The 13,488-nt window shown below is 63.0% G+C and carries 11 protein-coding genes and 2 pseudogenes; 9 read left to right on the forward strand and 4 right to left on the reverse strand.

Going from position 1 to position 13,488, the window contains the following annotated elements:
- Positions 1–38 precede the first annotated feature (38 nt).
- Positions 39–509 (reverse strand): YbhB/YbcL family Raf kinase inhibitor-like protein, encoded by a 471-nt coding sequence (locus NKI01_RS23510; RefSeq protein WP_352471470.1) that lies wholly within the window; start codon positions 507–509, stop codon positions 39–41.
- A 49-nt stretch (positions 510–558) separates the two neighbouring features.
- Positions 559–996 (reverse strand): DUF2267 domain-containing protein, encoded by a 438-nt coding sequence (locus NKI01_RS23515; protein WP_352964806.1) that lies wholly within the window; start codon positions 994–996, stop codon positions 559–561.
- A gap of 111 nt (positions 997–1,107) precedes the next feature.
- Between NKI01_RS23515 and NKI01_RS23520 the strand changes: the two genes are divergently transcribed.
- The gene (locus NKI01_RS23520) at positions 1,108–1,434 is read left to right on the forward strand and encodes a hypothetical protein (protein WP_352964809.1); all 327 of its coding nucleotides are present in this window, start codon (positions 1,108–1,110) and stop codon (positions 1,432–1,434) included.
- Positions 1,435–1,449: 15 nt separating this feature from the next.
- Positions 1,450–1,740: pseudogene (locus NKI01_RS23525) on the forward strand (Hsp20/alpha crystallin family protein); the annotation flags it as partial.
- Between the two features lie 86 nt (positions 1,741–1,826).
- On the opposite strand, the gene NKI01_RS23530 reads toward NKI01_RS23525, so the two are convergent.
- Positions 1,827–2,255, reverse strand: a complete 429-nt coding sequence (locus tag NKI01_RS23530; RefSeq protein ID WP_352964812.1) for a CBS domain-containing protein — start codon at positions 2,253–2,255, stop codon at positions 1,827–1,829.
- Between the two features lie 284 nt (positions 2,256–2,539).
- Between NKI01_RS23530 and NKI01_RS23535 the strand changes: the two genes are divergently transcribed.
- The 7 genes and pseudogenes from NKI01_RS23535 (at position 2,540) to NKI01_RS23565 (ending at position 12,624) form a co-directional block, all read left to right on the forward strand.
- Positions 2,540–3,274 (forward strand): phosphoribosyltransferase, encoded by a 735-nt coding sequence (locus tag NKI01_RS23535; protein ID WP_352855474.1) that lies wholly within the window; start codon positions 2,540–2,542, stop codon positions 3,272–3,274.
- Positions 3,275–3,591: 317 nt separating this feature from the next.
- The gene (locus tag NKI01_RS23540; protein ID WP_023678569.1) at positions 3,592–4,092 is read left to right on the forward strand and encodes a DUF6496 domain-containing protein; all 501 of its coding nucleotides are present in this window, start codon (positions 3,592–3,594) and stop codon (positions 4,090–4,092) included.
- Positions 4,093–4,387: 295 nt separating this feature from the next.
- Entirely contained in the window at positions 4,388–5,335 is a 948-nt protein-coding gene (locus NKI01_RS23545) for an arginase family protein (protein ID WP_352964815.1), read from the forward strand.
- A 195-nt stretch (positions 5,336–5,530) separates the two neighbouring features.
- Positions 5,531–8,061 (forward strand): annotated as a pseudogene (locus NKI01_RS23550) (NAD-dependent epimerase/dehydratase family protein).
- A gap of 181 nt (positions 8,062–8,242) precedes the next feature.
- On the forward strand, positions 8,243–9,259 hold the full coding sequence (locus tag NKI01_RS23555; RefSeq protein ID WP_352588384.1) for an ABC transporter substrate-binding protein: 1,017 nt from the start codon (positions 8,243–8,245) through the stop codon (positions 9,257–9,259).
- Positions 9,260–9,262: 3 nt separating this feature from the next.
- Complete coding sequence (locus tag NKI01_RS23560) at positions 9,263–11,548, forward strand: ABC transporter permease (protein WP_352588381.1); 2,286 nt, start codon at positions 9,263–9,265, stop codon at positions 11,546–11,548.
- Positions 11,548–12,624, forward strand: coding sequence for an ABC transporter ATP-binding protein (locus NKI01_RS23565; RefSeq protein ID WP_352480834.1), 1,077 nt, complete (start codon positions 11,548–11,550; stop codon positions 12,622–12,624). The genes NKI01_RS23560 and NKI01_RS23565 overlap by 1 nt, the downstream gene beginning before the upstream one ends.
- On the opposite strand, the gene NKI01_RS23570 is transcribed toward NKI01_RS23565, so the two are convergent.
- Entirely contained in the window at positions 12,614–13,408 is a 795-nt protein-coding gene (locus NKI01_RS23570) for an inositol monophosphatase family protein (RefSeq protein ID WP_352480835.1), read from the reverse strand. The two genes, NKI01_RS23565 and NKI01_RS23570, sit on opposite strands and share 11 nt — an antisense overlap.
- Between the last annotated feature and the right edge of the window lie 80 nt (positions 13,409–13,488).

Here is a 13,488-nt window from a genome sequence, read left to right on the forward strand (position 1 = left end):
GGCGGCCACTGTGAAGGCGGCGATCGGCGCGGCCCGCGTCACGCCGGCCGTTCGTAGGTTCCGACCAACTCCGTCTCCTCCAATGCGTGTTTCTGGGCTTGCTTCCAGACCTGATGCACGCCCGCCTGTCCTGGTACGCTGAGGCTCGGCACATCGAGCGCGGCCAGTAGGAAGTGGTAATGGTGGACGCCGTGCCCTGCAGGCGGCTGCGGACCATCGTAATAGGCATTGCCGAAATCGTTGGTGCCTTGCCTGAGGGCCGATGGGCCGGGCTTGCCGTCTTCGGCCTCGGCGAGTCCGCCGGCATCCGGCGGGATGTTGAAGACCGCCCAGTGCCCGAAAATCCCGCTTGGCGCATCGGGATCCCGCACGACAAGAACAAGGCTCTTGGTACCATCCGGAACACCGGACCACTTCAGCGGCGGCGAGACGTTCTGGCCGTCACGCGCATATTTTTCGGGAATTCTTCCGCCTGCCCGGAACGCCGGGCTGATAAGGGTGAGTGGCATTGCTATTTCCCCAAGGAGGTTGCGACCGAGAAACCCGCGCCGGCGCCGTTCACGCCGCTTGTTGAGCTTCGGCGATGCGTCTGATCTCTCCTGGCAGGGATTCCCAGACCTTGTGCATCTGTCCTTCTCCGACGTTATGGGCGAGCACCTTGGACACGACCCTGAAGGCATCCTTGGAATCGACCGGACGGGTGAATTCCAGCTCCGCCTTGATCTTGGCCAGAAACTCGTCGAGCGACCGCACCTTCTCGGGAGCTTTGGAAGGCTGATATTGGTCATAGAAGGCGCCGCGCACCAGAATCGGCAGCTGCGAGCCGAGGTGAGCTGCAAGGTCCGGTTGCATACGGTCGCGCAGGGCGTGCAGCACCGCTCCGAGAACGTGCCATGCGACCTGCCGATCCGGCCCGATCTCGTCCATGATCTCGTCGAGCCAGATGTTCGTGGTCTGCAGGGTCTTGTCGAATACGTCGAGTCCGGTGGCGTTCATCGAAATCCTCCGATCAAATCCGATTACGGCTGATGTGACCAAACAGCCGTACCGGCCCGTTGTTCCCCGATGGGCATGTCCTGACGCGCATTCATTGTCGGAGGTTCCGTCATGAGGGAATTTGGGCCGGCTTTTTGCCGCTGTTTTTTCGACCGCCTTTCTTGGCCGGCGCTCGGAACATCCTCATGGGCGGACGAGTTTTATTTTGCCGTCGCCGATCACATGGCGACGAATGATGCAGACACGAAAAACAGGAGAAGAACCATGGCACATCACGATTTGGCGCCCAGGACGCCATCGCGCAGCCTCTACCCATCCGCGCGAGACCCGCTCACGTCATTTCACCGGCAGATTGATCGCCTGTTCGACGACTTCTTTGCGCCAATGGCCGAAGCGACTACGGCCGGCGGTCTTTGGCCGAGCGTCGACGTATATTAAACAGACCAAGCCTATAAGGTCACCGCCGAATTGCCGGGGCTCGAGCAGAAGGATGTTGAGCTCGAGCTGCGCGACAACACCCTCTCCATTACGGGCGAGAAGCGTTCGGAGCAGAAGGAAGGCGACGGCGGCCGCACTTACAGCGAACGCAGTTATGGCCGGTTTCAGCGGACCATCCCCCTGGAAACGGAGATCGATGCCGACAAGGTGCAGGCCACTTTCAGGAACGGCGTTTTGGCTGTCGAGCTTCCGAAGAATCCCGCTGCAAAGGACAAAACACGCCGCATAGAAGTGAAAGCGCGATAGTTGCCAAACTGAAGGCTGCCTGAGCAGGCGGCGTTCAGCCCCTGTGGAAGGAGAGCGGCGAGCACGGCGGCAACCGCTCAGGGCGTCTAGCGCCGGGGATCGTCCGTCGCCTCGGAAACGCCTTCGAGAGCGATTTTGGCGGCTTCCTCACCGGTCCGCCCGAGGTCGGCCAAGGCAATGACGCCGACGAGGCGCTTGTCGTGGTTGATCACCGGAAGACGACGCACCTGATGCTTGGCCATGATCTTCGCCGCATCGGTGATATCGGCATCGTCGAAGCACCAATAGACATGCTCGGACATGACCTCGCGAACGGTCGTGTTGCCGGCTGAGCGCTCCTCGGCGACGCCGCGCATCACGATGTCGCGGTCCGTCACCATGCCGACCAGCCTGTCATTCTCGCCGATCGGAAGGGCACCGAGATTGTCGGCCCGCATTTTCCGGGCGGCATCCCTGATTGTCGTGTTCGGGCCGACCAGTTCGGTCCGACGGCTCATGATCTCCTGAACTTGCATGGCATATTTCCTCTCTCTGATTGCTGAGGCAACAAGTCGCCAAACGCGCTGTTGCCGCGCATCGCGAGATTGCCAGCTGGCCGGACGAGGCTTGTGCGACCGCTATCCTCTCGATCCCGCGCCAATGCACGTGCCGGCACCTCGCGATCGAAACTATTCTTGGAACGTCCAGGCAGCGAGCGAGTTCCAAAACGGTACCCGGCGTCGCAGCCATCCCACGGGATGTCGCCGCAGGCTGGTGAAAAACATCCACCGGAAAAACAGATGCACGCGGATTGAAGATCATGGCTATCATCTTTTCAGATCGCCGCGAGGCCGGGCGGCGACTCGCCGGAGAGCTCGTTCGCTTTGCCGGGCGCGACGACGTGACCGTGTTGGCGCTGCCCAGAGGCGGCGTGCCGGTCGGCTACGAGGTCGCGCAGGCGCTCAAGGCACCGCTCGACGTCTTCGTCGTGCGCAAGCTCGGCGTCCCCGGTCACGAGGAGCTGGCCATGGGAGCGATCGCGCCCTTCGGCGTACGCGTCCTCAACGACGAAATCGTCAGCAGTCTCGCGATCCCGCCACATGTCATCGACGCAGTCGCCGCAACGGAGGAAAAAGAGCTTCTGCGCCGCGAGCACCTCTATAGGGACGGGCGGCCCCCACCGCAGTTGAACGGACGAACCATTATCCTCGTGGATGACGGGCTTGCGACCGGATCGACCATGCGGGCCGGGATCAAGGCGCTGCGAAAAAACCACGCCGCCCATATCGTCGCGGCCGTTCCCGTCGGTAGCCCCGACACTTGCGACGCGATGCGGGCGGACGCAGACGAGGTCGTTTGCGCGACGACACCAGAGCCGCTGCTCGGTGTCGGGCGGTGGTACGTGGATTTCTCACAGACGAGCGATGAAGAGGTCCGCGCGCTCCTCGCCAGGTCCGTGCCCAAGCCTGCCGCTTCCGACAAGCCTGCCGCTTCCGAAGAGGAATTGGCTGGGCATGCGAGTGCGGGTCCGGCGCCTGGCATCAGATCGACATAGCGGAGGTGGATATGGACCGGGATAGCGAGCACGTCGTGCATGTTCCCTATCACGCTCGAGGGCAATCTTTCGTTGCCCCGGATGCCCGCGGCCTTGTGCTCTTCGCCCATGGCAGCGCTGGACGAAGTCGCGGATCTCGCGAGCCGATGGTTCTTGCGCCATCTGATTTCGGACAGATCGGCGTCCACGTCCTGACAGCTGGAGGTTGGATCACCAGTCCCGGGATCATTTGCGTCCTCAACGCGTTAAGGTCCTCGTAAAACAGCGCGCAGCTGCAACCCAAATGGCTGTCGCAACCCCTAGTTGGGAGAAAGACAATGCCGGACAAGAAAACCATCGAGAAGGCCCGAAAGGACAAGCGCGAGGGCAAATCGCCGAGCACGCAGGCCGGCGAGTTCGTGCACGAGGAGATCGATAAAATCCGCCGCGGCGAGCACGGCGCGCGCTCGACCCAGCAGGCTATCGCCATCGGGCTTTCCGAGGCGAGACGCGCAGGCGTAGACCTGCCCCCGCCCAAAAAGGGCAAGGTGAAGGAGAGCACGCGCAAAAGCGCCGAATACGCCTATGAGGCCGGCCAGGGCGAACGCACGCCGAAACGCCGCCCGCGGGTCTCGAAAGCCGTCTCCAAGGTGCTCGAGCACGAGCCGAAGAGCACAGCGTCGCACGAGGCGCTGGCGCAGCAGGCAAAGCGTGCGGCCTCGCGCCGGACGGCTGAGGAGCGTTCCGCAGCCGCAAAGAAAGCCGCCGAGACGAAAGGCGCCAGCGGAAGGAAGGCGGCGGCGCAAAAGGCCGCCAGAACGCGGGCACACCACGCATAGTTCAAAGATGGCAGTTCGGCTCTAGGAAACCCGATATGGCCCAAACGACCGGTATCGAGCTCCGCTCCTGCAGCGTGGGACGGTGCCGCTGCCCAAGGCGAATCAGTGACTGCATCTGCGGGACAACATCGACGTCTTCGCTCGAAATGTTCCCTTACGCGTAACACCGACCCAGAGGTACTCGGCGGCAAGGCCCCGGAGGTACTCGGCGGCAAAGCCGACGGGAGACCGGGAGGAAAGCGCAGCCTGTTTCTTGAGCAGATGCCTATTGCCCACAACGCGGAGAACTCTGATCATGTCCTCAGTAGCCAGCACGACAATGCCACGAACCACCCCTCAGGCGAGACATATCGCTTTGCTCGGCGCGCCCTCTAATCTTGGGCTGATGCCGCAGGAGGGTGAGCCGGAGCCCGGCGCATGGAAGGCGCCGGAGGTACTTCAATCGCTTGGTCTCGCCAACCGTTTGGGCGCCGGTCCGTTGCGCACGGTTCGGGCTCCGCCCTATCGGCCTGAGGTGGACCCTGCGACGGGCGTGCGCAATGCCCAGGCGCTGCGCCAGTATTCCGAGACGCTTGCCGAAGCCGTCGGCGAGGAGCTGAACTCGGGAGGGTTCCTGCTCATACTCGGCGGCGATTGCAGCGTGTTGCTTGGCCCCGCGCTAGCGCTACGGCGTCGTGGCCGCTACGGCCTTATCTTCTTCGATGGGCACACGGATTTCAAATTGCCGGATACCTCGCCCTCAAAGGGAGCCGCGGGCATGGATTTGGCCTTCGTGACCGGCCATGGACCGAAGCTCCTGACCGATTTCGGCGAGCACACTCCTTTGGTCCGTGAGGCCGATGTAGTCGCGTTTGGCTATCGCGATGTGCAGGACCCCGCGACTTACACGTCCAAGGCCGTCTTCGACACCGATGTTCACCGGATGGATTTGGCTGAAGTGCGGCGGCGCGGCGTCGCCGATGCTGCACGCGTAGCGCTTGACGCGGTCGCAGGGCAGGACGTCGAGGGTGTATTCGTTCACTTCGATGTCGACGTGCTGGACAGCGAGATCATGTCGGCTGTCGATACGCCGGAAGCCGGCGGTGTCTTGCCCGACGAAGCCGTCGAAGCTCTTCGCACATGGTGCAATGATTCACGCGTGATTGGGATGGAGGTGACGATCTATGATCCCGACCGCGATCCAGATCGTCGCTGCGGCAAGCTGCTGATCGACATTCTGACTGCTGCACTTCGCGACCGGTAGGCCAATGGGCAGTCGTCCTGCACTTGTGCACGAATGCAATCCGCCGGAGCGAATGGCAGTCGGTCTGACGGATCGCCGCGCGCATCCATTCCGTGATGCCACCTCATCGGGAACCGTTCTCAACGAACATGGTTCCGAGTGTGCGACTGAAAGCATTTGGCCCCTTTCATCTCGCTACCGCCAAGGAGATTCGCCATGACCGGCAAAACCCGTCCCACCGTCCTGATCACAGGCAGCAGCGGGTTTCTGGGCCAGGCCATCGCTCGCGGCCTGACGGAGCGCCACGACATCATCGGCCTTGATGTTGCCAGGCGGTCCTTGCCCGGCGTCGAGACGATCGAGATCGACCTTACCTCGGATACGAGCGCGGCGAAGGCGCTGGCCGAGGTGCGCGAACGGAGTGGCGGCCGCATTGCCTCGGTGATCCATCTCGCGGCCTATTACGACACGACCGGCGAGGATAATCCGAAATACGGCGCGGTGACCGTCGAGGGAACGCGCCGGCTGCTGAACGCGCTGAGGGGGCTCGAGACGGAGCAGTTCGTGTTTTCGAGCACGTTGCTGGTGCATGCGCCGAGCCCGGCGAAGGGCGCCAAGATCAACGAGCGATCGCCGATCGATCCGGCCTGGGCCTATCCGAGATCGAAGGCCGAGACCGAGACACTGATCCTGAAGGAGCACGGCGACATCAAGGTTGCGATCCTGCGACTGGCGGGTGTCTATGACGAGGATTGCCACGCCGCCTTCATCGCCCAGCAGATCGCCCGCATTTTCGAGCGCATGCCGACCGCCTATCTTTTCACCGGCGACATCACCACCGGACAGCCTTACCTGCACCTGGACGACCTCGTCGACGCCGTAGTGCGCACCGTCGACCGGCGCAGCGAGCTTCCCGACGAGACCGTACTGCTGATCGGCGAAGAGCAGACGCCGTCCTACGACGAGATGCAGAAGCAGATTGGGCGGCTCCTGCATGGCGAGATCTGGCGGACCTGTCCCTGCCCAAGGAGGTGACGAAGCTCGGCGCCTGGATGCAGGAGAAGGTTTTCGACCAGGAGACCGACATCAAGCCATGGATGATCGAGAACGCCGACGATCACTACGAGATCGACATCTCCCGCGCCAGGCGGCTGCTTGGCTGGAAGCCGCGGCACAGCCTGACCGCTACCTTGCCGGAAATGATCCGGCGGCTGAAGGCGGATCCCACCGACTGGTACAAGAAGAACAAGCTTGAACCGTCGGCGGTCGCCGCTTCCGCGCCCGAGCTCGACCAGGCCGCCGCAAGGCTGCGGCGTCCGCTCGAGCGCTCGGACGACGAGGTCGAGGTGGAAACCGAACGCCACCGGGCCGCAACGCTCTGGGCGCCACTGACCAATGTTGCCATCGGACTGTGGCTCGTGGCGGCGCCCTTCACGCTCGGCCTGTTCGATCCCGCTTCAGCACCGATTCCGCCGGCGCTCGGACATGAGATCGCCTCGCCGGAGACGCGCGACGGAAGGCTCGGCATGAGTGAGATCGTATCCGGCCTCGCCATCCTGTCGCTGGCGCTTGTAGGCACGCGCCGGCGCTGGCACGGACTGCAATGGATCACCGCCTCGATCGGGGTTTGGGTGATGTTCGCGCCGCTCCTGTTCTGGACCACCAGCGCCGGAGCCTACGCGACCGACACGCTGGCCGGCATGCTGATCGTCGCGTTCGCGGTGATGGTCCCGCCAACGCCGGGTATCAGCCGGCGTGCCCTTGCCGCCGATGACGACCGGCCGCTCGGCTGGAGCTATTCGCCCTCGCTCTTCACCCAGCGCATTCCCATAATCGGACTCGCCTTTGTCGGCCTGTTCGTCTCGCGTTATCTCGCTGCCTATCAGCTTGGCCATATCGATGGCCTTTGGGAACCGTTCTTCGGCCCGGGCGAAACGCCGGCCGGCAATGGCAGCGAGGCGGTAGTCACCTCCTGGGTCTCCAAGGGCTTTCCGATCGCCGATGCCGGGCTGGGCGCCTTTGCCTATGCGCTGGACATCCTCGCCGGCGCGATCGGCGACCGCCGCCGCTGGCGCACGATACCGTGGATGGTGCTTTTGTTCGGCTTGCTGGTCGTCCCGCTCGGCGTGGTCAGCGTCAGCTTCATCATCATCCAGCCGCCGCTCATCGGAGCGCTGTGCACGCTCTGCATCGTCCAGGCTGCCGTCACCGTCGTGCTCATCCCCTATTCGGTCGACGAGGTGCTGGCGAGCTGCCAGTATCTTTGGCGTGCGAAACAGGCGGGAGAGCCGTTCTGGCGCACATTCTGGTGCGGAGGCCCGGCACTTTCGGAGGACCAGACGCCGGCGCCGGATCTCGACCGGCCGCTGTCGGAAGTGGCGCGGGACTTCGTTACCGGCGGTGTGAACTTCCCATGGACCCTAGTCGCCAGCACCCTCGCCGGCGCCCAGCTGATGATCACGCCGCTCGCCTTCGGCACAAGCCCGCCGCTCTACTTCAGCGACCATGTCACCGGCTGCCTGGTCATAATGGTCGCCGTTACTGCGATGGCCGAAGTGGCGCGCGCCGTCCGCTTTCTGAACATCGCGCTTGGAGCCTGGATCGCCCTCTCTCCCTTTATCCTCGCCGGCGGTGCGGCGGCGAGCCTAGCCAATCTGGCGATCGGAGCGCTGCTGGTCGGGCTCAGCCTGCCGCGCGGCACGCGCAGCGCCGCGCATTATGGCGGTTGGGACCGGGCCATCGTATAAGGATGTTCAGCAGCGCTGGACGATCCGCCAGGTGACTGCAAAGATTGATCCGCATCAGTCTGTCGAACATGTTGAGCGGGAAGTCGGCGAAAGACGCAAAGGCCGCCGCACCCTTCCAACTTGAATTTTCCGCGTATCTGGGTTTCATAAGTCGGCAAATAACTTAGGGAGGAATTTCAACATGATAAAAAGGGCAATTCTTGGCGCCGGCATCCTCGCCGCCGCGTCGGCATCGGCGTCCGCCGAAAGCCTGACCATGTATTGCGGCGTCGATGAGGTCTGGTGCCAGCAGACGGCACGGGCGTTCGAGGAGAAGACCGGCATCACCGTCAATATGACCCGCAAGAGCGCTGGCGAAATCTATGCGCAATTGCGCGCTGAGGCCGCCAACCCAAAGGGAGACATCTGGTGGGGCGGCACCGGCGACCCGCATCTGCAGGCAGCCGAGGAGGGCCTGACCGAGGAATATGAATCGCCGCTGCTCGACCAGTTGCAGCCATGGGCGATCAAGCAGGCGGAAACATCCGGCCACCGCACTGTCGGCATCTATTCGGGTGCGCTGGGCTTCGGCTACAACAAGGATCTGCTGGCCAAGAGCAATCTTCCCGAACCGAAATGCTGGGCCGATCTGATCAAGCCCGAATACAAGGGGCACATCCAGGTCGCCAACCCCAATTCCTCGGGGACCGCATACAATATGCTGGCGACCATCGTTCAGCTGTTTGGCGAGGACAAGGGTTTCGAATACATGAAAGCCCTGCACAAGAACGTTAACCAGTACACCAAGTCGGGCTCGGCGCCCATCAAGGCCGCCGGTCTCGGCGAGACCACCATCGGCATCGTCTTCATCCACGACGCCGTGTCGCAGGTCGTCGCAGGTTTCCCGATCGTTCCGGTCACTCCCTGCGAGGGAACCGGCTACGAGATCGGCTCGGAATCGATCATCAAGGGGGCGCGGAACCTGGAGGCTGCGAAAAAATTCTATGACTGGGCGCTCGAGGCCGACGTCCAGTCCATGGCGCAAAAGGCGGGGTCGTTCCAGGTTCCGTCGAACAAGGCGGCAAAAACCTCCGACAAGGCGCCCGACCTCTCCACCATCAAGCTGATCGACTATGACTTCAAGAAGTATGGCTCGAGCGAAGAGCGCAAGCGGCTGCTGAAAAAATGGGACGAGGAGGTCGCATCGCTGCCGCAATAGCAGATGCGCTTCCGCGAAACCCGCTGGCCCATTGAACCGGTCGCCCTCCTTTGGATGGCGGTCGGATGGCTGGGGTTTGCCGTGCTGCCTTGGTACGGCATCGAGGACGGGTTCTTCGGCTTTTCCTGGCTGTTCGACGGTTACCCGTCCGACAGCGAGTTCGCGCCGGCCCTGATTCTGGCCCTCAAGGGCGAGAAACTGTGGCTGGCGCCGCTCGGCTTGCTGCTGGCGGTGCCGCTGCTTCTGTGGGGGCGCACCAAATCCGATCCGTTTTTCAGCCGACTGCTGATCATTGTCGGCGCCGCCGGATTTGGCTGGCTGTTGTTCCAGGGCTTCGCCATCGGGCTGCGCGGCTGGCAGTTCGGCTGGCTCACCAGCCTGTTCGGCGAACTTGGCGACCGCCAATTCGGCATGGGCTACGCCGCCTTGCTGGTCAGCGGTGCCTTTCTGTTCCTTTTCACCCTGGGTGTTGCCGCGCGCGGCGCCATCTCTGGTGACGTCTTCGTCGTCGGCTCGATCGGCTTTGTCGTCGCCATGGTTGCCATTTTCATCTTCATGCCGATCCTGATGATGCTGGCCAATGCCATGCAGACCGACGATGGCGGCTACTCGCCTGTCGCGTTCCTGGCCAAACTGTTCAGTTCGCGGCTGTGGAGCCTGGCTTGTCTTGCCGACGGCAGCCGCTGCGGCGTGGCCTGGAATTCGCTGCTGCTGGCCGTGCTCGTCGGCCTGCTGACCATGTTTCTGGGGCTGGTGTTCGCGCTGGTCGTGACCCGTACCGGTTTCCGCTTTAGCAAGCTGCTGCGCGCGCTGACCGTGTTGCCGATCATCACGCCGGCTTTTGTCATCGGTCTCGCCATCATCCTGTTGTTCGGACTGTCGGGCGCGGTGACGCAGAGCGTCGCCGGCGTCTTCGGCATTCAGCCGACACGGTGGGTATATGGACTTCCCGGCCTGCTCATCGCCCAGGTCCTCGCCTTCACGCCGATTGCTTTCCTGGTGCTGATCGGCGTCGTCGAAGGCGTCAGCCCGTCCATGGAAGAGGCCTCGCAGACGCTCCGAGCCAGCCGCTGGCAGACCTTTTGGACCGTATCCCTGCCGCTGATGCGGCCGGGCCTGGCCAACGCCTTTCTGCTCGGCTTCATCGAGAGCATGGCCGATTTCGGCAATCCGCTGGTGCTGAGCGGCAATTACGACGTGCTGTCGACGGAAATCTTCTTCGCCATCGTCGGCGCGCAGAACGATGCGGCACTTGCCGCGATCCTGGCGCTGGTGCTGCTGGCCTTCACGCTCGGCGCGTTTTATGCCCAGCGCTTCTGGATCGGCAGGCGCCCTTACACCACCGTCACTGGCAAGGGCGACGCCGGCGTCCATCCGCGCCTGCCGGGCGGGCTGACATACGCGCTCTATGTCATCGCCGGACTGTGGACGGCCTTCACGGTGCTGGTCTACGCGGTGATCTTCTACGGCAGCTTCGTCAAGCTCTGGGGGGTCGACCAGAGCCTCACATTGGAGCACTACAGGAAGGCGTTTTCCGTCGGCTGGAATGAGTTCGGCATCCACTGGTCGGGCTCGGCATGGAGCTCCTTCTGGACGACCATGGAGATCGCGCTGATATCGGCGCCGCTGACGGCCGGAATAGGGCTTCTGACCGCCTACCTTCTGGTCCGCCAGAATTTCCGCGGCAAGAATGCCTTCGAATTCGCGACCATGCTCTCGTTCGCGATTCCGGGAACCGTAATCGGCGTCAGCTACATCATTGCCTTCAACGTGCCGCCGATCGAACTGACCGGGACCGGCATCATCCTCGTATTGTCGTTCATCTTCCGCAACATGCCGGTGGGCGTGCGCGCCGGCGTCGCCTCGATGTCGCAGATCGACCGCAGCCTGGATGAATCCTCGCTGACGCTTGGCGCCAACTCGTGGCAGACCTTCAGACGCGTCATCCTGCCTTTGCTGAGATCGGCAATGCTGGCGGCGCTCGTCTATTCCTTCGTGCGCGCCATGACCGCGATCAGCGCCGTCATTTTCCTGGTCAGCGCGCGCTACGATCTTTCGACCAGCTACATCGTGGGACGTGTCGAGAACAATGAATACGGCATCGCCATCGCCTATTCGACGGTGCTTATCGTCGTCATGTTGATGGTGATCGGCCTGATGCAGCTGGTTGTCGGCAGCCGCAATATCGGCCGGCGCGGCATCCAGCCGGGCGACGGCTGGAGCGTGCGCACCAATGTCAGCCTGCCCGGAACGGCAGGCGGCCCGACGACGATAGCAGGAGCTGGGTGATGGCCGAAATTCGCGGCAACGCCGCCTCGGTGACCTTCGACCATGTCACCAAGACATATCCGGGCGCCAGCACGGCGGCGGTCGACGACATCTCGCTTGCGATCGAAGCCGGCAAGCTGGTGACGCTTCTCGGGCCGTCCGGCTGCGGCAAGACGACGACGTTGCGCATGATCGCCGGACTCGAAATGCCTTCCAGCGGCCGCATTCTGATCGGCGGCAAAGACGTCACGCGCCTGCCCGCTACCGACCGCGACGTGTCCATGGTTTTCCAATCCTATGCGCTGTTCCCGCATATGACGGTGATGGAGAACGTCTCCTATGGCTTGCGCTTCTCCGGCCATGACAAGAAGGAGGCTGCGTCGCGTGCCCGTGCCGGGCTGGAAATGGTCGGCCTGACCGGTTTCGAGGCGCGCCTGCCCAGCGAATTGTCTGGCGGCCAGCAGCAGCGCGTGGCGGTGGCGCGGGCGCTGGTGCTCGAACCGCAAGTGCTGCTGTTCGACGAGCCGCTCTCAAATCTCGACGCCAAGCTACGTCGACACGTGCGCGAGGAAATCAGGGAAATCCAGACCAAGCTCGGGCTGACGGTGGTCTATGTCACGCATGACCAGGAAGAGGCGCTGGCGGTTTCGGACCGTATCATCGTCATGAACAAAGCCGTGATCGCACAGGACGGTACGCCGCGCGAACTCTATGACGCGCCGGCCAACGCTTTCGTCGCCGATTTCATCGGCGAAGCCAATATCCTGGATTGCGAGGTGGTTTCGGTAGAAGGCGATGAAGCCACCGTCCGGCTGGGTTCGCTGGCCTTGAAACTGCCGGCGCGTGGCCACCGGGCCGGCCCGGCGAAGCTGGCGGTCCGGCCGAGCCGGATCGGGATCGGGGCTGCCGGCACGCCGCGGACGATCGCCGGCAGTCTCGAAAAGGTCACCTATGTCGGTAGCCATCTCGAACTGATCATCGGCACACCGCACGGCCAGGTGTTTGCAATATCGCCCAATATCGATGCGCCATTTCAGGCAGGCGACAGCGTCGGGATCGGCTTTCCGGAGCGCGGACCGGTTCTGATCAAAGCTTGAAGGATTGCACGCAGAGTTGGCGGATCTGGGCGAACACGCCGCTGCCGCCGCAAATCACCAGCGCGCCTCCTTCCAGCACCGTCTTTGGGTCGGGCTTGACGATCGTGCCGCCGGCTTCTTCCACCAGGAGCATGCCTGCCAGGCAGTCCCACGCGTTCATATGCTCTTCGACATAGCCGAGCAGCCTGCCAGCGGCCACATAGGCGAGCATCAGCGCACCGGATGCGTTACGGAAAAACACGCCGCCTTTGGAAAACAGCAAGCCGATGAGCGTGGCGACGTTTTGCATATCGGCGCGGTTGGAAAACCCGGTGCCCAACGAACCGTCGGTCAGGCTGGTGGCCGCGCTTGCCCTGATCGGCTTGCCGTCGAGAAAGGCGCCGCCGCCCTTACGGCAATGAAAAGTCTCGCCCGTGGAGGGTTCGTGGATGACGCCCACGACAGTGTCGCCGTCCTTGGCGCAAGCGATGACCACACACCAGGCCGGAATGCCCCGCACGAAGTTCGCGGTGCCGTCGATCGGATCTATCACCCAGACATGCCCGCTCGATCCGGTGACCGAGGCATGCTCCTCGCCGACAATTCCATCGGTCGGGTAGGCGGCTTTCATTGCCGCGCGGATGAACAGCTCGACCTCGCGGTCGGCCTGCGAAACCATATCCTGATGACCTTTGCTCTCGATGGCGAGGCTGTCGAGATCGCGAAAATATTTCAGGCCGAGCGCGCCAGCGCGCCGCGCGAGATCGATGGCGAACTGTTCGCGCGCTGCTGTGTCGGGTGTCATGGGGTCCTTGGGATGGCGAATGTGATCTGAGGAAAATACCCCAGCCGGAGAAGCTTAGCGGTCAAGGTAAGAGTGTGCAA

Origin of the sequence: Mesorhizobium sp. M0815 (assembly GCF_040319995.1) — a bacterium.
Lineage (GTDB): Bacteria > Pseudomonadota > Alphaproteobacteria > Rhizobiales > Rhizobiaceae > Mesorhizobium.

Coding starts and splice junctions, on each gene's coding strand:
- NKI01_RS23530 (WP_352964812.1), bottom strand. CDS start 2,255: ATGCAAGTTCAGGAGATCATGAGCCGTCGGACCGAACTGGTCGGCCCG.
- NKI01_RS23570 (WP_352480835.1), bottom strand. CDS start 13,408: ATGACACCCGACACAGCAGCGCGCGAACAGTTCGCCATCGATCTCGCG.
- NKI01_RS23520 (WP_352964809.1), top strand. CDS start 1,108: ATGAGGGAATTTGGGCCGGCTTTTTGCCGCTGTTTTTTCGACCGCCTT.
- NKI01_RS23540 (WP_023678569.1), top strand. CDS start 3,592: ATGCCGGACAAGAAAACCATCGAGAAGGCCCGAAAGGACAAGCGCGAG.
- NKI01_RS23535 (WP_352855474.1), top strand. CDS start 2,540: ATGGCTATCATCTTTTCAGATCGCCGCGAGGCCGGGCGGCGACTCGCC.
- NKI01_RS23560 (WP_352588381.1), top strand. CDS start 9,263: ATGCGCTTCCGCGAAACCCGCTGGCCCATTGAACCGGTCGCCCTCCTT.
- NKI01_RS23545 (WP_352964815.1), top strand. CDS start 4,388: ATGTCCTCAGTAGCCAGCACGACAATGCCACGAACCACCCCTCAGGCG.
- NKI01_RS23515 (WP_352964806.1), bottom strand. CDS start 996: ATGAACGCCACCGGACTCGACGTATTCGACAAGACCCTGCAGACCACG.
- NKI01_RS23510 (WP_352471470.1), bottom strand. CDS start 509: ATGCCACTCACCCTTATCAGCCCGGCGTTCCGGGCAGGCGGAAGAATT.
- NKI01_RS23565 (WP_352480834.1), top strand. CDS start 11,548: ATGGCCGAAATTCGCGGCAACGCCGCCTCGGTGACCTTCGACCATGTC.
- NKI01_RS23555 (WP_352588384.1), top strand. CDS start 8,243: ATGATAAAAAGGGCAATTCTTGGCGCCGGCATCCTCGCCGCCGCGTCG.